Annotated in this window: 19 protein-coding genes; 9 read left to right on the top strand and 10 right to left on the bottom strand. The window is 60.3% G+C overall.

Going from position 1 to position 21,819, the window contains the following annotated elements; all coding sequences use genetic code 11:
• Positions 1-21 precede the first annotated feature (21 nt).
• Positions 22-1,200: an NAD(P)/FAD-dependent oxidoreductase gene (locus HX869_RS21720; protein WP_177020221.1), complete on the top strand. Its 1,179-nt coding sequence runs from the start codon at positions 22-24 to the stop codon at positions 1,198-1,200.
• 234 nt (positions 1,201-1,434) lie between these two features.
• On the top strand, positions 1,435-3,618 hold the full coding sequence (gene yccS, locus HX869_RS21715; protein WP_178903627.1) for a YccS family putative transporter: 2,184 nt from the start codon (positions 1,435-1,437) through the stop codon (positions 3,616-3,618).
• A 104-nt stretch (positions 3,619-3,722) separates the two neighbouring features.
• Here the strand turns inward: yccS and HX869_RS21710 are convergent, their stop codons facing one another.
• Positions 3,723-4,460, bottom strand: coding sequence for an ABC transporter substrate-binding protein (locus HX869_RS21710; protein ID WP_178903626.1), 738 nt, complete (start codon positions 4,458-4,460; stop codon positions 3,723-3,725).
• Between the two features lie 219 nt (positions 4,461-4,679).
• Here HX869_RS21710 and HX869_RS21705 point away from each other — a divergent pair, with 219 nt between their 5' ends.
• Entirely contained in the window at positions 4,680-5,132 is a 453-nt protein-coding gene (locus HX869_RS21705) for a GNAT family N-acetyltransferase (RefSeq protein ID WP_003216885.1), read from the top strand.
• Between the two features lie 115 nt (positions 5,133-5,247).
• Here HX869_RS21705 and HX869_RS21700 read toward each other — a convergent pair whose 3' ends face one another.
• The 3 genes from HX869_RS21700 to HX869_RS21690 are packed head-to-tail and all read right to left on the bottom strand — an operon-like array spanning position 5,248 to position 8,219.
• Positions 5,248-5,544: a helix-turn-helix domain-containing protein gene (locus HX869_RS21700; RefSeq protein ID WP_087693220.1), complete on the bottom strand. Its 297-nt coding sequence runs from the start codon at positions 5,542-5,544 to the stop codon at positions 5,248-5,250.
• Between the two features lie 19 nt (positions 5,545-5,563).
• Positions 5,564-6,064, bottom strand: coding sequence for a M48 family metallopeptidase (locus HX869_RS21695; RefSeq protein ID WP_087693221.1), 501 nt, complete (start codon positions 6,062-6,064; stop codon positions 5,564-5,566).
• A gap of 43 nt (positions 6,065-6,107) precedes the next feature.
• Positions 6,108-8,219 (bottom strand): bifunctional diguanylate cyclase/phosphodiesterase, encoded by a 2,112-nt coding sequence (locus HX869_RS21690; RefSeq protein WP_003216879.1) that lies wholly within the window; start codon positions 8,217-8,219, stop codon positions 6,108-6,110.
• Positions 8,220-8,527: 308 nt separating this feature from the next.
• Here HX869_RS21690 and HX869_RS21685 point away from each other — a divergent pair, with 308 nt between their 5' ends.
• The 4 genes from HX869_RS21685 (at position 8,528) to HX869_RS21665 (ending at position 12,269) form a co-directional block, all read left to right on the top strand.
• Complete coding sequence (locus HX869_RS21685; RefSeq protein ID WP_003216876.1) at positions 8,528-9,193, top strand: polysaccharide lyase family 7 protein; 666 nt, start codon at positions 8,528-8,530, stop codon at positions 9,191-9,193.
• A 141-nt stretch (positions 9,194-9,334) separates the two neighbouring features.
• The gene (gene alr, locus HX869_RS21680; RefSeq protein WP_003216875.1) at positions 9,335-10,564 is read left to right on the top strand and encodes an alanine racemase; all 1,230 of its coding nucleotides are present in this window, start codon (positions 9,335-9,337) and stop codon (positions 10,562-10,564) included.
• A gap of 492 nt (positions 10,565-11,056) precedes the next feature.
• A complete protein-coding gene (locus HX869_RS21670; RefSeq protein ID WP_177068429.1) occupies positions 11,057-11,350 on the top strand; it encodes a fructose-bisphosphate aldolase in 294 nt (97 codons plus the stop codon).
• 232 nt (positions 11,351-11,582) lie between these two features.
• Entirely contained in the window at positions 11,583-12,269 is a 687-nt protein-coding gene (locus HX869_RS21665; RefSeq protein ID WP_178903625.1) for a transposase, read from the top strand.
• Positions 12,270-13,061: 792 nt separating this feature from the next.
• On the opposite strand, the gene fba is transcribed toward HX869_RS21665, so the two are convergent.
• The 6 genes from fba to tkt form a co-directional block, all read right to left on the bottom strand.
• Complete coding sequence (fba, locus tag HX869_RS21660) at positions 13,062-14,126, bottom strand: class II fructose-bisphosphate aldolase (RefSeq protein ID WP_003177554.1); 1,065 nt, start codon at positions 14,124-14,126, stop codon at positions 13,062-13,064.
• A 125-nt stretch (positions 14,127-14,251) separates the two neighbouring features.
• Positions 14,252-14,587 (bottom strand): MliC family protein, encoded by a 336-nt coding sequence (locus tag HX869_RS21655; RefSeq protein WP_178903624.1) that lies wholly within the window; start codon positions 14,585-14,587, stop codon positions 14,252-14,254.
• A 60-nt stretch (positions 14,588-14,647) separates the two neighbouring features.
• Positions 14,648-14,875, bottom strand: coding sequence for a hypothetical protein (locus HX869_RS21650; protein ID WP_008434073.1), 228 nt, complete (start codon positions 14,873-14,875; stop codon positions 14,648-14,650).
• Between the two features lie 29 nt (positions 14,876-14,904).
• The gene (locus tag HX869_RS21645; RefSeq protein WP_178903623.1) at positions 14,905-16,068 is read right to left on the bottom strand and encodes a phosphoglycerate kinase; all 1,164 of its coding nucleotides are present in this window, start codon (positions 16,066-16,068) and stop codon (positions 14,905-14,907) included.
• A 20-nt stretch (positions 16,069-16,088) separates the two neighbouring features.
• The gene (gene epd, locus HX869_RS21640) at positions 16,089-17,138 is read right to left on the bottom strand and encodes an erythrose-4-phosphate dehydrogenase (protein WP_008434077.1); all 1,050 of its coding nucleotides are present in this window, start codon (positions 17,136-17,138) and stop codon (positions 16,089-16,091) included.
• A gap of 209 nt (positions 17,139-17,347) precedes the next feature.
• A complete protein-coding gene (gene tkt / locus HX869_RS21635) occupies positions 17,348-19,345 on the bottom strand; it encodes a transketolase (RefSeq protein ID WP_178903622.1) in 1,998 nt (665 codons plus the stop codon).
• 249 nt (positions 19,346-19,594) lie between these two features.
• Between tkt and HX869_RS21630 the strand changes: the two genes are divergently transcribed.
• Positions 19,595-20,590: a metalloregulator ArsR/SmtB family transcription factor gene (locus HX869_RS21630; protein ID WP_178903621.1), complete on the top strand. Its 996-nt coding sequence runs from the start codon at positions 19,595-19,597 to the stop codon at positions 20,588-20,590.
• 19 nt (positions 20,591-20,609) lie between these two features.
• Positions 20,610-21,800: a methionine adenosyltransferase gene (metK, locus tag HX869_RS21625; RefSeq protein WP_003216863.1), complete on the top strand. Its 1,191-nt coding sequence runs from the start codon at positions 20,610-20,612 to the stop codon at positions 21,798-21,800.
• Positions 21,801-21,819 lie beyond the last annotated feature (19 nt).

Raw genomic sequence — 21,819 nt, 5'->3', positions numbered from 1 at the left:
AATTTGTATGAGGACATGGCTGTGCGCTCGACCGAAGTTGTGATCATTGGCGCCGGCGCCGCAGGCTTGATGTGTGCGCTGACCGCCGCCGGGCGTGGGCGCAAGGTGATGTTGATCGACCACGCGAACAAGGCCGGAAAAAAGATCCTGATGTCCGGCGGTGGCCGCTGCAACTTCACCAATATGTACACGGAGCCTGCCAACTTCCTCTCCCACAACGCGCACTTCTGCAAGTCCGCCCTGGCCCGCTACACCCAGTGGGATTTCATCGCGCTGGTGGCCAAGCACGGCGTGCCGTACCACGAGAAAAAACTCGGCCAGCTGTTCTGCGATAACAAGTCCAGCGACATCCTCGGGATGCTGCTGGATGAGTGCATCCAGGTCGGCGTGAGCATGCACCTGGACACCTCGGTGCAGGAGATTGCCAAGGTCGATGGCGGCTATCAGTTGCAAACCACCCTGGGTGAGTTGCGCTGCGAATCACTGGTGATCGCCACCGGCGGGCTGTCGATCCCGACCCTGGGGGCCACCGGCTTTGGTTACCAGGTCGCCAAGCAGTTCGGCCATGAACTGCTGCCAACCCGCGCCGGGCTGGTGCCGTTCACCATCACCGACCAGCTCAAGGAATTGTGCGGCGAGCTGTCCGGTACGTCCGTGGATTGCCTGGTGAGCTGCAACGACCAAAGCTTTCGCGAGAACATCCTGTTTACCCACCGCGGCCTGAGCGGGCCGGCGATCCTGCAGATTTCCTCCTACTGGGAACCCGGCGACACCCTGGAAATCAACCTGCTGCCCGATCACGACCCCCATACCTGGCTGCAAGCGCAACAGGTGGAGCGCCCGAACAGCGAGCTGAAAACCCTGCTGGGTGAGATCTTCACCAAGAAGATGGCCAACCTGCTGGCCGAAACCTGGTTCGTTTCCAAGCCGATGAAGCAGTACACCCACGCCGAGATTGCCGACATCGCCGGCAAACTGGGGAGCTGGCAACTGGTGCCGGCGGGTACTGAAGGCTATCGCACCGCCGAGGTCACCCTGGGTGGCGTGGACACCCGGGAGGTTTCGTCCAAGACCATGGAATCCCTGAAAAGCCCCGGCCTGTACTTCATCGGCGAAGTGTTGGATGTGACCGGTCACCTGGGCGGGTTCAATTTCCAGTGGGCGTGGGCCTCCGGTTATGCCGCTGCCCAATTTGCCTGACGGAACGCGGTAAAAAAATGTGGGAGCGGGCTTGCTCGCGAAGGCGGAGTGTCAGCTAATACATCAGTGACTGATACACCGCCTTCGCGAGCAAGCCCGCTCCCACATTTGGTTCGTGGTGTGCTTGGAAGTAATGACTGGAATAAATTTTGCTCTCAGATGTGATCGCCACGCTTGCCGTGGCGTCATTACTGGCTCAATTTAGCGGCATCGTCCCGGAAGACCCCAGACTTCATGTCATCGACCTCCTTCAAGCAGTCCATGCGGCGCCTTTGGGCACTGGATAAGTTCAGTTACAGCGTACGGGTATTCATCGCCCTGACCGGCAGCATGGCGCTGTGCTGGTACCAGAATGAAATGGCGCTGCTGATCCCGCTGTTCCTGGGCATTATCGCCAGCGCCCTGGCCGAGACCGATGACAACTGGCAAGGCCGGCTCAACGCCCTGGCCGTGACACTGGTGTGCTTCAGCACTGCGGCACTGTCCGTCGAACTGCTTTTCCCTTATCCCTGGATCTTCGCGATCTTCCTGGCTCTATCCAGCTTCGGCCTGACCATGCTCGGTGCCCTCGGCGAGCGTTATGGGGCGATCGCTTCGGCCACCCTGATTCTCTCGGTCTACACCATGATCGGCGTGGACCAGCGCGGTGGCGCCGTCACCGACTTCTGGCATGAACCCTTGCTGCTGGTGGCCGGCGCCGCGTGGTATGGCGCGCTGTCGGTGTTGTGGCAGGTGCTGTTTTCCAACCAGCCGGTGCAGCAGAGCCTGGCGCGACTGTTTCGCGAGCTGGGGCGTTACCTCAAGCTCAAGTCGTCACTGTTCGAACCGATCCGCCAACTGGATGTGGAAGCGCGGCGCCTGGAACTGGCGCAGCAGAACGGCCGGGTGGTGGCAGCACTGAACGCCGCCAAAGAGATCATCCTGCACCGGGTCGGCAATGGTCGCCCGGGCTCCAAGGTCAGCCGCTACCTCAAGCTGTACTTCCTGGCCCAGGACATCCACGAGCGCGCCAGCTCCTCGCACTACCCTTACAACGCCCTCGCCGAAGCCTTCTTCCACAGCGACGTGCTGTTCCGCTGCCAGCGCCTGCTGCGCCAGCAAGGCAAGGCCTGCCAGACCCTGGCCGAATCGATCCAGATGCGCCAGCCGTTTGTTTATGACGACAGCTTCGCCGAAGCCCTGGGCGACCTCAACGCCTCCCTGGAACACCTGCGCATCCAGAGCAACCCGGCCTGGCGCGGCCTGCTGCGCTCCCTGCGCGCCCTGGCGGCCAACCTGTCGACCCTGGACCGCCTGCTGGGCGACGCCGCTAACCCCGACAGCCTGGCCGATGCCACCGACAGCAGCCTGCTGGACCGTGCACCGCGCAACCTCAAGGAAATGTGGACGCGCCTGCGCACGCAGTTGACGCCGACTTCGTTGCTGTTCCGCCACGCCCTGCGCCTGCCCCTGGCGCTGAGTATCGGCTACTGGATGGTGCACTTGATTCACCCGTCCCAAGGCTATTGGATCATCCTCACCACGCTGTTCGTGTGCCAGCCAAACTACGGCGCCACCCGGCGCAAGCTGGGCCAGCGGATCATCGGCACCGCCATCGGCCTGACCATCGCCTGGGCGCTGTTCGACCTGTTCCCCAACCCGCTGATCCAGTCGATGTTCGCCATCGCCGCGGGCCTGGTGTTCTTTATCAACCGTACCACGCGCTACACCCTGGCGACCGCCGCGATCACGCTGATGGTGCTGTTCTGCTTCAACCAGGTGGGCGACGGTTACGGGCTGTTCCTGCCACGGCTGTTGGATACCTTGCTCGGCAGCCTGATCGCCGGACTGGCGGTGTTCCTGTTCCTGCCGGACTGGCAGGGCCGGCGCCTGAACAAGGTGCTGGCCAATACCCTGACCTGCAACAGCATCTACCTGCGCCAGATCATGCAGCAGTACGCCGCGGGCAAAAGCGACGACCTGGCTTACCGCCTCGCCCGGCGCAATGCCCACAACGCCGACGCCGCGCTGTCCACCACCCTGGCGAACATGCTGATGGAGCCGGGGCATTTCCGTAAGGAAGCGGACGTGGGGTTCAGGTTCCTGGTGCTGTCCCACACGCTGCTCAGCTACCTGTCGGGGCTGGGCGCCCACCGGGAAACCCAACTGCCGGCGGAAGTGCGCGAGCACTTGATCGAAGGCGCCGGGAAGACGCTGGCGGCGAGCATCGACGAGATCGCCACCGGGCTGGCGAACAAGCAGCCAATTGCGATTCAGAGTGATGCCGAGGAAGCCTTGGCAGTGGATCTGGAGCAGATGCCGGATGAGATTGATGAAGGGCAGCGGCTGGTGCAGACGCAATTGGCGCTGATCTGCCGGCAACTGGGGCCGTTGCGCACGTTGGCGGCTCACCTGATCAAAGATACCAGCGAAGCCTGAACCCTCTTCGCGAGCAAGCCCGCTCCCACATTCGGCCGAGTTCCACCTTTGGATTTCGGTCGAATGTGGGAGCGGGCTTGCTCGCGAAGGGGCCATTAGCCTCACTACATCCCGTGCTGCTTCATCAACCGCGCATAACTGCCATCTGCCTTCATCCTGGCAATCTCCCGATCAAACCCGGCAACAATCTGCTGATGCTGAGGATTTTTCAGGCTAACCAGAATGTGCAGGCTGTTTTCGCTCAGCGGCGCCGGCAAAAACTCCACCGCGTTGCGCACGGTGGCGGACTCCCGAGCCAGGTAGTAGCGGGCGACGAATTCGTCCTCCAACGTCAGCCGCACCCGCTGCGCCGCCAGCATGCGCACGGCCATGGCGAAGTTATGCACCGGGACTTTCTGCAATTGCGGATCGGCATCGAACGCCGCTGAATACGCATAGCCACGCACCACCGCGACGGGGTAGTCGTGCAACTGCTCCAGGTTCTGGTAGTCGATGGGATCGTCGCGGCGCTTGAGAAACAGCACCCGGTTGAGCAGGTATTCGCCGGAAAACTGCCCCAACTGAGTACGCGCATCGTCGTACCAGGCGTTCACCAATACGTCGTAACGCCCATCGCCCACACCCATCAGGGCGCGGGCCCAGGGCACCTGTTCAAACTCACTGGCATAGCCGGCACGGGCCAGGGCGGTGGTCACGATGTCGGTGGCCAAACCACCATTGACCAGGGTGGCGTCAGTGAACGGCGGCCAGGCATCCGCCACCAGTCGCAAGCGTTCTGCCGCCACCGCCTGGGCCAGCAACAACAAACCGATCAAAGCAACGGCACGAGAAAATCGCGGCATGCTCAAGTCCTTGGCGGGCATTCTATGGCCTGACCTCTGGGGCAACCCGAGGATTTAACAGTAGCTCATCAATGAGCTGTACTGCAGATTACACAAAGACGGCAGCGTCGCACGCAGAGAATGATGGCAAATTGATCTCACTCACAAAAAAACCGCAATTTAGACACCCGCCTCCCGCGCGCTTACTATCCTGACCAGACAATCAGCCGAGAGAACACCATGACAGTCGAATGGGTCTGCAAACACCACAGTGACCTGGGCAAGGAGCAGCTGTACGCCATTTTGCGCCTGCGCTCGGAGGTCTTCGTGGTCGAGCAGAAATGCGTGTACCAGGACATCGACGGCCAGGACCTGGACGGTGACACCCATCACCTGATGGCCTGGGATGATGGTCAACTGCAGGCCTACCTGCGCCTGCTGGATCCTGAATCACAGGGTGGTGATGTGGTGATCGGCCGGGTGATCGTTGCGCCGAGCGCGCGGGGTACCGGGCTGGGCCACCAGATGATGGATGAGGCCCTCAGGCAGGCGGAGAAACAGTGGCCCGACGTGCCGATCTATCTGTCGGCCCAGGCGCATTTGCAAGGGTATTACGGGCGGTACGGGTTTGTGGTGGCGGGTGAGGAATACCTGGAGGATGACATTCCACATATAGGCATGCGCCGGGCATGAGGGCCTCTTCGCGAGCAAGCCCGCTCCCACATTTGACCGAGTTCCACCTTTGGAATGCGGTCGAATGTGGGAGCGGGCTTGCTCGCGAAGGCGTCAGCCCGGTCACCACAAGCCTTCAGGGGTAATCCAGGACAGCCTTGATCCGGCTTAGGTTCGCCTCGATCCAGCGCCGATCAATCGCGCCCCAATCACGAATCCGATAGCGCCCGGCATGATTGCGGGCCCCGTCTTCCTGTTCAAACTCACACACAATATCCAGGTCCGCCAACGCCGCAATCGTGTCCTGTGCAGTACGCCGGGGCATGCCCGTCACCTCGGTCAGTGCCGGCACGCTGCTGGCCAGCTGGCTATCAATCAGGTACGCCACATACAGGCGCCGGTAGAAGCTGCTTTTGGTCTTGCTCACATCCATGCTCGATCGCCTTTGAAGGTCAGGGCTTGCCCTGCAGGTCCCGCCAGGTCAGGTACACCCGCAGGTCGAATTCCACCTGATGGTAGCCCGGCAACATGTATTCACAGAGTTTGTAGAACGCCTTGTTGTGGTCCGATTCCTTGAAGTGCGCCAGTTCGTGTACGACGATCATGCGCAGAAATTCCGGCGCGGCTTCCTTGAACAGCGAGGCGATACGGATTTCTTTCTTCGACTTGAGGTTGCCACCCTGCACCCGGGAGATGGTGGTGTGCAGGCCGAGGGCGCGGTGGGTCAGGTCCAGGCGGTTGTCGAACAACACCTTGTCGATGGCCGGGGCGTTGCGCAGGTGTTCCTGCTTCAGGGCCTGGGCGTAGTTGTAGAGCGCTTTGTCGCTCTGCACGCCATGCCGTTCGGGGTAGCGCTGGGTCAGGTAGTCGCCGAGTTGGTCCTTGGCAATCAACTGGCGCACTTGCTCCTGCAATGCTGGGGGGTAGGCCTGGAGGTATTTCAGCGCGGTCATGGGGTCAACAACGGGTATTTGAATGGGCGCCAGTGTAGCGAATTCAGCGGGCCGCTGCGCGCAGGCGCCAGTCGGCAATTTCATCCGCGATCAACGGCGGCGCCACCTGCGGGCCCTGGATGAACTGGCAGCCGTTGGCCTTGAGCCACTCAACTTGCTCCTGGGTCTCGACGCCTTCGGCAATCACCAGCAGATCAAAATGCCGGCACAATTCGATAATGCTGCGCGCCATCGCCGCGTCCCGGGATGAACCCGGCAGGCGGGCGATCAGCTTCGGGTCGAGCTTGAGGGTGTCGAATTCCAGGTCCCGCAGGTGGGCCAGGGAGCAGTTGCCCGCGCCGAAATCATCCAGGGCAATCCGCACGCCGGCCCGGCGCAACAGCTTGAGCTGCTTGGTGGACTCATCCAGGTTGTGCATCAGGCTTTCTTCACTGATCTCCACCTCAAGCTGCCGGCCTTGCAACCCATGTCGCTCCAGCACCTGCTGCAGCTGGCTGGCCAGGTTCGGCATATTGAACTGGCTGCTGCTCAAGCTCACGCTCAGGACCAACTCATCGCTGAACACCCCTGCCCATGCCTGCCGTTGGGCGGCCACCTGCTGGTAGATCCAGGTGCTCAACTGGCTGATCAGCCGCGCCTCTTCGAGCAACGGCAGAAACAGCCCCGGCGGCACATCGCCGACACTCGGGTGCTGCCAGCGCAGCAGCGCTTCGACGCCCCGCAGATGGCCGTCGTGCAACGACACCTGCGGCTGGTACACCAGGGTGAAATCCTTGCTGTCGATGGCGCTGCGTACGCTGTCTTCGAGCATCAGGCGCGAGCGGGCCCGGCCGTTCATTTCCTGGTCGTAGTAGCGATATTGCTGACGCCCGGCGCGCTTGGCCTCGTACATCGCGACGTCCGCCGCGCGCAGCAGGCCGTTGAGGTCCGAGCCGCAGTCCGGGAAAGTGGCGATGCCGATACTGACGCCCAGCATCACATCCAGACCGTCGACCTGCTGACAGATCGACACCCGTTCGATCAGTTTTTCCGCAATCTTGGCCGCCTGCTCCGGGAATTCCAGCTCCAGCAGCGCGGTGAATTCATCCCCGCCCATGCGCCCGAGAATGTCGTAGGAGCGCAGGCACGCCTTCAACTGTTCCGAGACCCAGCGCAGCACGCGGTCTCCGGCGTCGTGGCCGAGGGAATCGTTGACCCGCTTGAACCCGTCCAGGTCCAGGTACAGCAGTACCAGCGACTGCTCGTTACGCTCACTGCGCAACAGCACATTCTCCACCGACTGGTGAAACCCACGCCGATTGAGCAGGCCCGTCAGCGGGTCGGTGACGGCCTGGAACTCCAGTTGCTGATGCAGATGGCGCACCTCGGACATGTCCAGCACCGTGACCACCATGGCTTTCTGCTCGGCCGGCAGCGGGGCGCACGACATCGCCACGGGCAACTGCTGGCCGGGCGCGGTGCGCAAGATGGCGTCGTGCAGGCGCCAGGTTTCACCACGTTTGTAGCCTTCATACAAGGCAGAATCGGACCACCCAGGCACATGGGGCTTCTGTAGGAAGCCCAGGAACTCGGCACCCTGGATCTCGGCGACCGGCGCATTGATCAGCCGCGAAATCGCCGGGTTGGCGTAGCTGATCACGCCGTCTTCGCCCACCACCAGGATGCCTTCGGCGGCGTTGTCGAGCACCGAGGCATTGAAGGCCCGGGCCGATTCCAGATCGTGACTCAGGCGCTGCAAGGCACGGCGGTTGCGCTGGTGCTCCAGCAGGGCCTGGACCTTGGGCTTGAGGATATTCGGGTCGAAGGGTTTCAGCAGGTAGTCGATCGCGCCGCTGGCATAGCCTTCCAGCATCGCCGCCGGCGATTGGGCGTGAGCGCTGAGAAAGATGATCGGGGTCATTTGTGTGCGTTGGCTGCCGCGCATCAGCCGGGCCACCTCGAACCCGTCCATGCCGGGCATCATCACATCCAGCAACACCAGGTCGACGTCGTGTTCGAGCAGCAATCCCAGGGCTTCAACCCCGGAGGCCGCCGTCACCACATGCCAATCTTCACGCTGCAATAGCGCACGCATGCTGATCAGGTTTTCGGGATAGTCATCGACCACCAAAAGCACTGAACAACCATCGCGAGGCTTGATTGGAGCGCATTCCATTGCTGCTTCTCTTTCGTCGGAGTCATTCCGGTCATTTTTGCGACAAAACCGGATAAACAATAAGGGCTCACTCTAGCCCTGGATCCCATAAAGCAGAAGCCACGACGGTGCCATCATTGCGCCAAAGCCCAGACAACCGACTAACGGTCAGTGTCTACAGCCCGCGGTTTACGGGAAACATGGCTTTTTGACATTTCATTGGCGCCAACAATCCGCCACAAAGCCATTAACAATCCATTTCGAGCCACCTATAAAGAAAGTGCCGGCTCCCGAGCCAAGGCCTTCTCTCCCCGTTAAAGGCGTATTCAATGATTGATCTGTCCACCTGGAACCTGAGCATCCCCGTCGGCTCCCCGCCCTCGACCATCGACACGCCGAAACTGCTCAGCGGGTTCAAGGACCAATACTTCCAGGCCGAAGGCAGCAGCGTGCAATTCTGGACCCCGGTGACCGGCACGCGTACCGAGAACGCCGTCTACCCTCGCAGCGAACTGCGGGAAACCTACGCCGACGGCCGCCTGCGCAACTGGCTGTACAGCGACGCCGACAATTTCCTGCGTGCCACGTTGGCGGTCAACAAGGTGCCGTCGTCCGGCAAGGTGGTGATCGGTCAAATCCACGCCTACGAAAGCCAGAAGCCACTGATCAAGGTCGAATACCAATACAAGGAAAAAACCCAGACCGGCAACATCGTCGCCAAGGTGCGCATGCGCCCTGACGAGTCGGAAGGTCGGGTGATCATCGTCGCCGAGAACGTACCGCTGGACCGCGACTTCACCTACGTCATCCACCTGAACAAGGCCGGCCTGCTGAGCGTCGACGCCGCCAACGGGCAGTGGAACGAACGCATCGGTGCTGCGTGGGGCAAACAGCCGCTGTACTTCAAGGCCGGCGCCTACGTGCAGGACAACAGCGGCAACAGCAAGGAAGGCGCCCGCGTGACGTTTGCCAAGCTGGACATTGATCACGACTGAAGCTGATTCGCTTCAGCGACCGGTCCCACGACGCTTTAGGACAGAACCGCGACCCAGGGTCTCGACTTTCTTGTAGGACAATCCGAGTATGGCGCCGCGCACGCGCACTACCCCCTACAAGAAAGTCATGGAGACTGCCCAATGCCCTTTTCCCGCACCCTGCTCGCCCTCTCTATGGGCATGGCACTGCTGCAAAACCCGGCCTTCGCCGCCCCGCCCCTCTCGATGGCCGACGGGGTGGCCCAGGTCAATATCCAGGACAGCAACGCCTGGGTCGAAATCAACAAGGTCGCCTTCGAAAACAATATCCGCACCCTGCAAGCCAGCCTCGCTGACAAGTCGAAAATCTGCGCCGTGCTCAAGGCGGATGCCTACGGTCACGGCATCGGTTTACTGATGCCCTCGGTGATCAAACTGGGCGTGCCCTGCGTCGGCATCGCCAGCAACGAAGAAGCCCGCGTGGTCCGTGAAAGCGGCTTCAAGGGCCAACTGATCCGCGTACGCACCGCCGCCCTGAGCGAGCTGGAAGCTGCTTTGCCGTATAACGTCGAAGAGCTGGTGGGCAATCTGGACTTCGCCGTGCGCGCCAGCCTGATCGCCGAAAACCACGGCCGCCCACTGGTCGTGCACCTGGGCCTGAACTCCAGCGGCATGAGCCGCAACGGCGTGGAAATGACCACCGCCCAGGGCCGCCGCGACGCCGTAGCCATTACCAAGGTGCCAAACCTGCAGGTGACGGCGATCATGACCCACTTCGCCGTTGAAGACGCCGCCGACGTGCGCACCGGCCTCAAGGCGTTCAACGAACAAGCCAACTGGCTGATCAACGTCGCCCAGCTCGACCGCAGCAAAATCACCCTGCACGCCGCCAACTCCTTCGCCACCCTGGAAGTGCCCGAGTCGCGGCTGGACATGGTTCGTCCGGGCGGCCTGCTGTTTGGCGATACCGTACCGTCGTTCACCGAATACAAGCGGGTGATGCAGTTCAAATCCCACGTGGCGTCCGTCAACAGCTACCCGAAAGGCAACACCGTAGGCTACGACCGCACCTACACCCTGGCGCGGGATTCGAAACTGGCGAACATCACCGTGGGTTATTCCGACGGCTATCGCCGGGCGTTTACCAACAAAGGCATCGTGCTGATCAACGGGCACCGGGTGCCGGTGGTGGGCAAGGTGTCGATGAACACCCTGATGGTCGATGTCACCGACGTGCCGACCGTGAAGAGCGGCGATGAAGTGGTGTTGTTCGGCAAGCAGGGCGCGGTGGAGACCAGCCAGGCGGAGGTTGAAGACATCAACGGTGCGTTGCTGGCGGATCTGTATACGGTGTGGGGTAACTCGAATCCGAAGGTGCTGGTGGAGAACTAAGTCTCCCCACATCTCGTAGGCACTGTCCTATGGACCCAAGGATCATTCGGTGATTAACACAATCAATTAAACAACACTTATCCCTGTGGGAGCTGGCGGTGCGACGATTCGACTTGCCCGCGATGGCGGTGTATCAGCCAACTTATTCTTCGACTGGCACACCGCCATCGCGGGCAAGCCCGGCTCCCACAGGGGTTCTGTGTCCTACAGGGCCGTTGCGGTGAATCGGAGCGCCGCTTATAGTTCGCCCCGTCGCCGGCATTGAACGGCGATAGGGTTTCGCAGCCCTAACGATACGTGTGTAACCAAGCATCATGAATGCAACGACTAGCGCTTCTACGTCCGTCGTTTATTTTATGGTGGCTGTGTGTGGGAGACCTTCGGGTCTGCCGGGTTCCTCGTATCCTCGGTCTGCGAACCCGCACACAGCTACCACCCATTCGTTTCGCAGCGAACGGCGGTAGTCCTTTTTAGATACGAGGAATATTTGCCATGACGCCAGAACTCCCGCCCCGCCGTTTCACCCCCTGCACCGAAACAGCCACCGAATACCCGGTACTCCTGATCGACAGCGAAGCTCCGCTGCAGGACCTGCACGCCTGCCTGCGTGAACGCCTCAACGCCGCCCTCGAACACCTCAACCTGATGGCCTGCTCCAGCCTGCCCGATTTTGCGGAGCGTGACCTGAACCACGTAGCCAACACCGCCCGCATCCTGATGCAGGACGTAAGCGACGTATTCCGCGTCATCGAATACCGCGGCTTCGACACCCCCGCAGCCGCCTGATCAAATTTCAGCCACAAAAAAGCCCGCATCCTGCGGGCGCTTTTTTCTTAAGGGGACAGATTTATTTGTCGAACTATCTGACACTCTCCTACCACTCGGCCCGTGCCCTATCAGTTCACCAAGGAGCCTTGAAGGAGAATTCCCCCGTCACATCACACCACACGCGTGAAGCCGAACCCTGTTTTTCCGAGTGCTACACTTTTATCTCTCTACACGGAAGTAGGAGGTCAACATGCTCAGAATGGCACGGCTGGTACTGCCTAATTACCCACACCATGTCGTTCAACGTGGTCATAACAAGCAGGTCGTCTTTGCTGATGCATCAGATTTCGAACACTACCTCACGAACTTGCGGGAACTGAAACGATCGCTGGCAGTAAAGGTGTACGCCTTTTGCCTTATGACCAATCATGTACACCTCTTGCTGGATCCGGGCGATGACCCTATGGCATTAGCCAAGCTAATGAAGGTCTTAGCAGCACGTACGACGCGTTACCGCAACCGACTGGAAGGTCGTACGGGCACGCTTTGGGAAAGTCGATACCGTTCAAGCATTGTTCAGAACGATACCTATCTACTTGCGTGCACCCGATACATCGAACTCAATCCAATCCGTGCCAGGATGGTTGCTCATCCAAGCGACTATCCGTGGTCCAGCTTCAATACACGTTTCAACACGACGGCCACGGCTGACTGGCTGGATGAGATCCCTTGTTTTGAAACGTCAGGTCTAGCGCTTGAGGAAAAGCGAGCACGCTACGTCGCCCTTATTGAGCAAGGCATTCCAACATCTGAAATTCAGTTGATCAGGAACGCATTACAACGAGGGCAGTTGACGGGCAATTCAGTTTTCGTAGATGAGATTGAGAAAATTACAGGGTTGCGTATCACCAATCGCGGGCGGGGTAGGCCTTGGTGATTTAAATAAATCTGTCCCCTTTATCCCGGGTTGCGTATCACCAATCGCGGACGTGGTAGGCCATGGTGATTTAAATAAATCTGTCCCCTTTATCCGCAGGTGCAGGACGTAAGCGACGTATTCCGCGTCATCGAATACCGCGGCTTCGACACCCCCGCAGCCGCCTGATCAAATTTCAGCCACATTAGCTGGCATTGCTGCGGGCTTTCTTATTGACGCATGAGCCTTAGTTTAACTTGGTGCCCAACTAAATTTCGTTATATATCTTTTTGAAACCATAGCCAGAAGAAAACGATATAAAAGACTGTAATTTCTCACAGGTTACGCAAACTTATATTGTTCTTATTATTAAATACAAGCGCCATGGAGTGCTGATTGCGGCGCTTTTTTTTAATTAAAACCTAGTGATTTCAACTAAATATACGGAGATTTTATATGGCACAGACACCGGTCATCACATCCCCTTCGAATGGTGCTTCAGGACTTGGGGCAACCCCCAGGATTTTCGGATCTGCAGAGCCTAATCACAGCGTTAATGTTGCTATTACTGACGCTGGCACTGCCACTGTAGTGGGAACTGGCGTTGCCGGACCCACTGGACAATGGGCTTCCGATCTGAGTATTGCACCGGGCAAATGGTATATAATCCAAGCCCAAAGTTACGTGGTTAAGAGCGATCCCAGCACATATTCGGCCTGGAGCGCACCTATAACCATAGCCGGCTAGCACGTTAAGCAACTTCGGCTCAAAAAAACCCGCATTTCTGCGGGTTTTTTCTTTGAAATTTCGAGCTCAATTAACTTTAGCGTTCAACTCACCTTTCAAATACCGCTGGTACATCGCTTCCAACGAGATCGGCTTGATCTTCGAAGCATTACCCGCAGTACCAAACGCCTCATAACGAGCAATACACACATCACGCATCGCTGTCACAGTCGCGCCGAAGAACTTACGCGGGTCAAACTCGCTGGGGTTGGTGGCCATCAGGCGACGCATCGCACCGGTGGAGGCCAGGCGCAGGTCGGTGTCGATGTTGACCTTGCGCACGCCGTACTTGATGCCTTCGACGATTTCTTCAACCGGCACGCCGTAGGTTTCTTTGATGTCGCCGCCGTACTGGTTGATGATCGCCAGCCACTCTTGCGGTACCGAGGAAGAACCGTGCATCACCAGGTGGGTGTTCGGAATGCGCTTGTGGATTTCCTTGATGCGGTCGATGGCCAACACGTCGCCGGTAGGTGGCTTGGTGAATTTGTAGGCACCGTGGCTGGTGCCAATGGCGATGGCCAGGGCGTCAACCTGGGTCTTTTTCACGAAGTCGGCGGCTTCTTCCGGATCGGTCAGCATTTGGCTGTGATCCAGTACGCCTTCGGCGCCGATACCATCTTCTTCACCGGCCATGCCAGTTTCCAGGGAACCCAGGCAGCCCAGCTCGCCTTCGACCGAAACGCCGCAGGCGTGAGCCATGGCCACGGTTTGTTGGGTGACGCGTACGTTGTATTCGTAGTCGGTCGGGGTCTTGCCGTCTTCGCCCAGGGAACCGTCCATCATTACCGAGCTGAAGCCCAGCTGGATGGAGCGCTGGCACACGTCAGGGCTGGTGCCGTGGTCCTGGTGCATGCACACCGGGATGTGCGGGAATTCTTCAATCGCGGCGAGGATCAGGTGACGCAGGAACGGGGCACCGGCGTATTTGCGTGCGCCGGCCGAAGCCTGGACGATCACTGGAGAGTCAGTCTTGTCAGCGGCTTCCATGATGGCGCGCATCTGCTCAAGGTTGTTGACGTTGAAGGCTGGAACGCCATAGCCGAATTCGGCTGCGTGGTCCAACATCTGGCGCATGCTGATAAGTGCCATTGTGAGTCTCTCTCCCGATCGAGGGTCGTTAATCGTGCAAGCCTGCCGTAGCGGCGGCTGCTATTCAAGTTATTGAAGGTCAGGCTTTCAAAGCCTGCCCTGCTGAATCGTTATTGCTGTCGGGGTTACTGCGCTTTACAGCCGCGCCCGATCAAATCATCGGTGGCAATCCAGTAAACCAGGCCTTCCTCACCTTTTGTGTGAAACGCCAACTGGCCGTCGCTGTACAGCACGCCCGAGGCCGCCACATCCTGCTTGAGGCGATACACCTGGTCCGAGCCGCCGAGGCGTACATCCACCTGGGTGCGGGCCTGGTCGGCAAACCGCCAGTTGACTTGCGCCTGGCTGTCACACGTCCAGGTGGTCCACTTGTCTGCCGGCGCTGCCTTCTTGTCAAACATGTTCAGGTTGGTGCATCCGGCCAATAACACCAGTGCTGCCAGGGCGAAAACGCCTTTCATTGCCAATCCTCAAGCGGCGACCCGCGGCCACCGCTGCTGTCGGTTAGTGAATCAGACCCGTCAAGGGCAACCCTGTTCCTGACCGTTGGGCGCAGAGTCGTATTTCTCCAACCCGTCCGGCCCGATGCGCTTGTTGATCACCGGCATGGTTTCGGCTTGCCAGTCAGCCTGATAGCAACTCTTTTGCCGCGCCGCCCCGGCCTTTTCAGACTCGGGCGCCGCTTTCGGCGTGCTGCCGCAGCCGGCCAGCAGGCCCGCTGCAATCACCAGTGCCAACGACCTGATCATCGGAATGCTCCTTTTCCTCAGCAAGTGCCTTATCCCTTGGCCCGGCTTTCCAGCACTTCGACAGCCGGCAGTACCTTGCCTTCAACGAATTCGAGGAACGCACCACCCCCCGTAGAAATGTAGGAGATCTGGTCAGCAACGCCATATTTATCGATGGCCGCCAGGGTGTCGCCACCGCCAGCGATGGAAAATGCCGAGCTTTCAGCGATGGCGTGGGCCAGCACTTTGGTGCCGTTGCCGAACTGGTCGAACTCGAACACGCCGACCGGGCCGTTCCACAGGATGGTCTTGGACGACTTCAGCAGTTCAGCGAAGTTGGCTGCCGTTTGCGGGCCGATGTCCAGGATCATGTCGTCAGCGGCCACATCAGCGATCAGCTTGACGGTGGCTTCGGCGCTTTCAGCGAATTCCTTGGCCACCACCACGTCTACCGGCAGCGGCACGCTGACCTTGGCGGCGATGGCGCGGGCGGTGTCCAGCAGGTCCGGTTCGTACAGTGATTTGCCCACAGGATGACCGGCAGCCGCCAGGAAGGTGTTGGCAATGCCGCCGCCGACGATCAGCTGGTTGCAGATCTGGCTCAGGCTGTTCAGCACGTCGAGCTTGGTGGAGACCTTGGAGCCGGCAACGATGGCGGCCATCGGTTGGGCCGGAGCGCCGAGGGCCTTGCCCAGTGCGTCCAGTTCAGCCGCCAGCAACGGGCCAGCTGCGGCAACTTTGGCAAACTTGGCCACGCCATGGGTCGAACCCTCGGCACGGTGAGCAGTACCGAAAGCGTCCATCACGAACACGTCGCACAGGGCAGCGTATTGCTGGGCCAGTTCGTCGCTGTTCTTTTTCTCGCCCTTGTTGAAGCGCACGTTTTCGAACAGCACGATGTCGCCAGCCTTCACGTCCACACCGTTCAGGTAGTCGGCTACCAGCGGCACGTCGCGGCCCAGGGCCTTGTTCAAATATTCAGCTACAGGCTTGAGGCTGTTTTCTGCCGAGAATTCACCTTCGGTCGGACGACCCAAGTGGGAGCAGACCATCACGGCCGCACCTTTTTCCAGGGCCAGCTTGATGGTCGGCAGCGAGGCCAGGATTCGCGCATCGCTGGTGACAACACCGTCCTTGACTGGGACGTTGAGGTCTTCGCGGATCAGTACGCGCTTACCTTGCAGATCGAGGTCGGTCATCTTCAACACGGTCATGGGGGGGCAATTCCTGAGAGCTAAAGTTGTGGAGAGGCTGTTTGCAGATAGTGTTCTGCAACGTCCAGCATTCGGTTGGCAAAACCCCATTCGTTGTCGAACCAAGCCAGGATGTTCACCAGCCGTGGGCCGGAAACGCGGGTCTGGCTGGCATCGACGATGGCCGAATGCGGGTCGTGGTTGAAATCACAGCTGGCGTGCGGCAACTCGGTGTAGGCCAACAGGCCTTTGAGCGGGCCGCTGGTGGCGGCGTCGCGCAGGATCCGGTTGACTTCGCCGGCATCGGTGTCGCTGACGGTTTGCATGGTGATGTCCAGGCAAGACACATTCACCGTCGGTACCCGTACGGCTTTGGCCTGGATTCGCCCGGCAAGTTCCGGCAACAGTCGCTCGATACCGCGCGCCAGGCCGGTGGACACCGGAATCACCGACTGAAACGCCGAACGCGTACGGCGCAGGTCTTCATGGTGGTAAGCGTCAATCACCGGCTGATCGTTCATTGCCGAGTGAATGGTGGTGATCGACACGTATTCCAGGCCAATCGCCTGGTCCAGCAGGCGCAACAGCGGCACGCCGCAGTTGGTGGTGCAGGAGGCGTTGGACACCAGCAATTCGGCACCGGTCAGGCAATCCTGGTTCACGCCGTAGACGATGGTGGCGTCGACATCCGCCTCGCTGGCCATCGGCTGGGAGAACAGGACCCGTGGTGCGCCGGCGTCGAGAAACCGCTGGCCGTCGGCACGGGTGTGATAGGCACCGGAGCATTCCAGCACCAGGTCGACGTCCAGCGCCGCCCAGTCGATGCCCTCAGGGGTGGCACTGCGCAGGACCTTCACGCAGTTGCCATTAATATGCAGACAATCGTCCTCGACCCGCACTTCGCCGGGGAACCGGCCGTGGGTGGAGTCAAAGCGTGTCAGGTATTCGATGCTGGCCATGTCCGCCAGATCGTTGATCGCGACAATTTCAAACCCGGCCGCCGGCCCTCGCTCGAACAGAGCACGCAAGACGCAACGACCAATCCGGCCGTAGCCGTTGAGTGCAACTTTGTAGGGACGCGGTTGAGGCATGGGGTTCTCGCATTGTGGGCGACACAAACCTTTGCAGGAACTCGCTTGTGTGGCGAGGGAGCTTGCTCCCGCTGGAGTGCGAAGCACTCCCAGACCGGCTGACGAGGTGTATCTGACACATCTCGATCGCACGGCTTGGGGCCGCTTCGCAGCCCAGCGGGAGCAAGCTCCCTCGCCACAACAAGCTCGCTCCTACAAGGGGACGCGCTTTAGTCTTCCAGCAGCTCTTCAGCCTGACCCAGGATGTTTTCCAGGGTGAAACCGAACTCTTCGAACAACGCTGGCGCCGGCGCCGACTCACCGTAGGTGGTCATGCCGATCACGCGACCTTCCAGGCCCACGTACTTGTACCAGTAGTCGGCGTGAGCCGCTTCGATGGCGATACGTGCGCTGACCTGCAACGGCAACACCGATTGCTTGTAGTCGGCGTCCTGGGCTTCGAAGACGCTGGTGCACGGCATGGAAACCACACGCACGTTACGACCGGCGGCCGTCAGCTTGTCGTACGCCTGAACCGCCAGGCCCACTTCCGAACCGGTGGAGATCAGGATCAGCTCCGGCTCGCCGATGCAGTCTTTCAGCACGTAGCCACCACGGCTGATGCCTTCGATCTGCGCCGCGTCGCGGGTTTGGTGCTGCAGGTTCTGACGGGAGAAGATCAGCGCCGAAGGACCGTCCTTGCGCTCGATTGCGTGCTTCCAGGCCACAGCCGATTCGACCGCGTCCGATGGGCGCCAGGTGTCCAGGTTCGGCGTGGTGCGCAGGCTGGTCAATTGCTCGACCGGCTGGTGCGTCGGGCCGTCTTCGCCCAGGCCGATGGAGTCGTGGGTGTAGACGAAGATCACACGCTTTTTCATCAACGACGCCATGCGTACGGCGTTGCGGGCGTATTCCATGAACATCAGGAAGGTCGCGCCGTAAGGCACCAGGCCGCCGTGCAGGGCAACGCCGTTCATGATGGCGCTCATGCCGAACTCGCGCACGCCGTAGTACATGTAGTTGCCGCTGGCGTCTTCCGCCGAGACACCTTTGCAACCTTTCCACAGGGTCAGGTTGGAACCGGCCAGGTCAGCCGAACCGCCGAGGAACTCAGGCAGCAGCGGGCCGAACGCGTTCAGGGTGTTCTGGCTGGCTTTACGGCTGGCGATGGTTTCGCCCTTGACCGCCACTTCGGCAATGTAGGCCGAGGCCTTTTCAGCGAAGTCGGCAGGCAGGTCACCGGCCAGGCGGCGAACCAGTTCGTTGGCCAACTCAGGGAATTCGGCGGAGTAGGCCGCGAAACGCTGGTCCCACTCGGCTTCGACCGCCAGGCCGGCTTCCTTGGCGTTCCACTCGGCGTAGATGTCAGCCGGGATTTCGAACGGGCCGTGGTTCCACTTCAGCGCAGCGCGGGTCAGGGCGATTTCCGCGTCACCCAGTGGGGCGCCGTGGCAGTCTTCTTTACCTTGCTTGTTCGGCGAACCGAAGCCGATGGTGGTCTTGCAGCAGATCAGGGTCGGCTGCTCGCTCTTGCGGGCGGTGTCGATGGCGGTCTTGATCTCTTCAGGATCGTGGCCGTCGACGTTGCGGATCACCTGCCAGTTGTAGGCTTCGAAACGCTTAGGCGTGTCGTCGGTGAACCAGCCTTCGACTTCGCCGTCGATGGAGATGCCGTTGTCATCGTAGAAGGCGATCAGCTTGCCCAGGCCCAGGGTACCGGCCAGGGAGGCGACTTCGTGGGAAATGCCTTCCATCATGCAGCCATCACCCAGGAACACGTAGGTGTGGTGGTCGACAACGTTGTGGTTCGGGCGGTTGAACTGCGCAGCCAGCACTTTTTCAGCCAGGGCAAAACCCACGGCGTTGGCCAGGCCCTGGCCCAGTGGACCGGTGGTGGTCTCAACGCCAGGGGTGTAGCCGTATTCCGGGTGGCCCGGGGTGCGGCTGTGGATCTGGCGGAAGTTTTTCAGGTCGTCGATGGTGACGTCGTAGCCGGTCAGGTGCAGCAACGAGTAGATCAGCATCGAGCCGTGGCCGTTGGACAGGATGAACCGGTCACGGTCGGCGAACGACGGGTTGCTCGGGTTGTGTTTCAGGTAGTCACGCCAAAGTACCTCGGCGATATCCGCCATGCCCATCGGGGCACCGGGATGGCCGCTGTTGGCTTTTTGCACGGCATCCATGCTGAGGGCACGAATGGCGTTGGCACGCTCACGACGGCTGGGCATCGCTGATCTCCTGGAGGTTGAATAAAAGAAACGGAAAAAAGGATCGGCATTTTCCCTCAGCCACGGCCCTCGGGGCAATGACAGATAGTCACTTGGGGGTGTTTTTCCTGCGGATTGCCTGGAGAAACCGTTTACCGCTTCGTCCATGGGTTATAGCGGCTGCTTATAACCACCGATTATCGACCAATATCAAAACTTTTTGATATTGCCCTTGCGGGGTTTTCCCACCGTCACTAGACTGCTGGCCTTATGAACCTGAGCGCACCTTCTATTCGACCCGACGACAGCGACGAGCTGGCGGCCCTGTGCAAGGCCGGTGGCGATCCGTTGCGCCTGAATGTGTTGCGCGCGCTGACCAACGATTCGTTCGGGGTGCTGGAGCTGGCGCAGATCTTCGCCATCGGCCAATCCGGCATGAGCCACCACTTGAAGGTACTGGCCCAGGCCGACCTGGTGGCGACCCGCCGCGAGGGCAATGCGATTTTTTACCGTCGCGCCCTGCCCCACACCGAGCAACTGGGCGGCAAGCTGCACGCCGCGCTGCTCGAAGAAATAGACAGCCTGGCGCTGCCGGCTGACGTGCAGTCGCGCATCAGCCAGGTGCACGGGCAACGTGCTGCCGCCAGCCAGGACTTTTTCTCACGGGTAGCCGAGAAGTTTCGCGCCCAGCAGGATCTGATCGCCGGCTTGGCGCAATACCGCGAAAGCGTACTGGCACTTTTGGACAAGCTGAGCTTCAGTGATGAGGCTACGGCGGTTGAAGTGGGCCCGGGTGACGGCGGCTTCCTGCCGGAGCTGGCGCGGCGCTTTCATCAGGTCACGGCGCTGGACAACAGCCCAGCGATGCTGGAGCTGGCCCGCCAATTGTGTGAGCGCGAAGCGCTGGGCAATGTCCACCTGCAGTTGGCGGACGCCCTGAATGACACCAGCCTGCGGGCCGATTGCGTGGTGCTGAACATGGTCCTGCACCATTTCGCCGCCCCGGCAGACGCCCTCAGGCAGATGGCGAATTTGCTGCAACCAGGCGGCAGCCTGTTGGTCACGGATTTATGCAGCCACAACCAGAGTTGGGCCAGGGAAGCCTGCGGTGATCTCTGGCTGGGTTTTGAACAGGACGATCTGGCCCGTTGGGCCACCGCTGCGGGACTCGTTCCCGGGGAAAGCCTCTATGTAGGTTTACGTAATGGTTTCCAGATTCAGGTCCGCCATTTTCAGCGGCCGACTGGCGACACTCACCATCGGTAAATATCAGGAAAACATCGAGATGAGCGAATACTCCCTTTTCACCTCCGAGTCCGTGTCTGAAGGGCATCCGGACAAAATCGCCGACCAGATCTCTGACGCGGTGCTGGACGCCATCATCGCTGAAGACAAGTTCGCCCGAGTGGCGTGCGAGACTCTGGTGAAAACGGGCGTGGCGATCATCGCCGGCGAAGTCACCACCTCTGCCTGGGTAGACCTGGAGCAGATCGTGCGTGACGTGATCATCGACATCGGCTACAACAGCTCCGACGTCGGCTTCGACGGTGCGACCTGCGGCGTGATGAACATCATCGGCAAGCAGTCCCCTGACATCAACCAGGGTGTCGACCGTGCCAAGCCTGAAGATCAGGGCGCGGGCGACCAGGGCCTGATGTTCGGCTATGCAAGCAACGAAACCGACGTGCTGATGCCGGCACCGATCACCTTCTCCCACCAGTTGGTGAAGCGCCAGGCCGAAGCCCGTAAATCCGGTGCATTGCCATGGCTGCGCCCGGACGCCAAGTCCCAGGTGACCTGCCGTTATGAAGGCGGCAAAGTCGTCGCCATCGACGCGGTGGTACTGTCGACCCAGCACAACCCGGACGTTTCCTACGCCGACCTGCGCGAAGGCGTCATGGAGCTGATCGTCAAGCACGTGCTGCCTGCCGAACTGCTGACCAAGGACACCCAGTTCCACATCAACCCGACCGGCCAGTTCATCATCGGTGGCCCGGTGGGCGACTGCGGCCTGACCGGTCGCAAGATCATCGTCGACAGCTACGGCGGCATGGCCCGTCACGGCGGTGGCGCGTTCTCCGGCAAGGATCCATCCAAGGTTGACCGTTCGGCGGCCTACGCCGGTCGTTACGTGGCCAAGAACATCGTGGCCGCCGGCCTGGCCGAGCGTTGCGAGATTCAAGTGTCCTACGCAATCGGTGTGGCCCAGCCTACGTCGATCTCGCTGAACACCTTCGGTACCGGCAAGATCAGCGACGACAAGATCGTCAAGCTGGTGCGTGAGATCTTCGACCTGCGTCCTTACGCAATCACCACCATGCTCGACCTGCTGCACCCGATGTACCAGGAAACTGCGGCCTACGGCCACTTCGGTCGTACCCCTGAGCAGAAGACTGTCGGCAACGACACGTTCACTACGTTCACCTGGGAAAAGACCGACCGTGCCAACGACTTGCGTACTGCCGCCGGCCTGTAATCGTCCTACGGTGTACACA

Source organism: Pseudomonas sp. P7779 (genome assembly GCF_013386315.1).
In the GTDB taxonomy this organism is placed as follows: Bacteria; Pseudomonadota; Gammaproteobacteria; order Pseudomonadales; family Pseudomonadaceae; genus Aquipseudomonas.
Note: the sequence above shows the minus strand (reverse complement) of the source record. Positions and strands in the feature narration are given on the sequence as shown.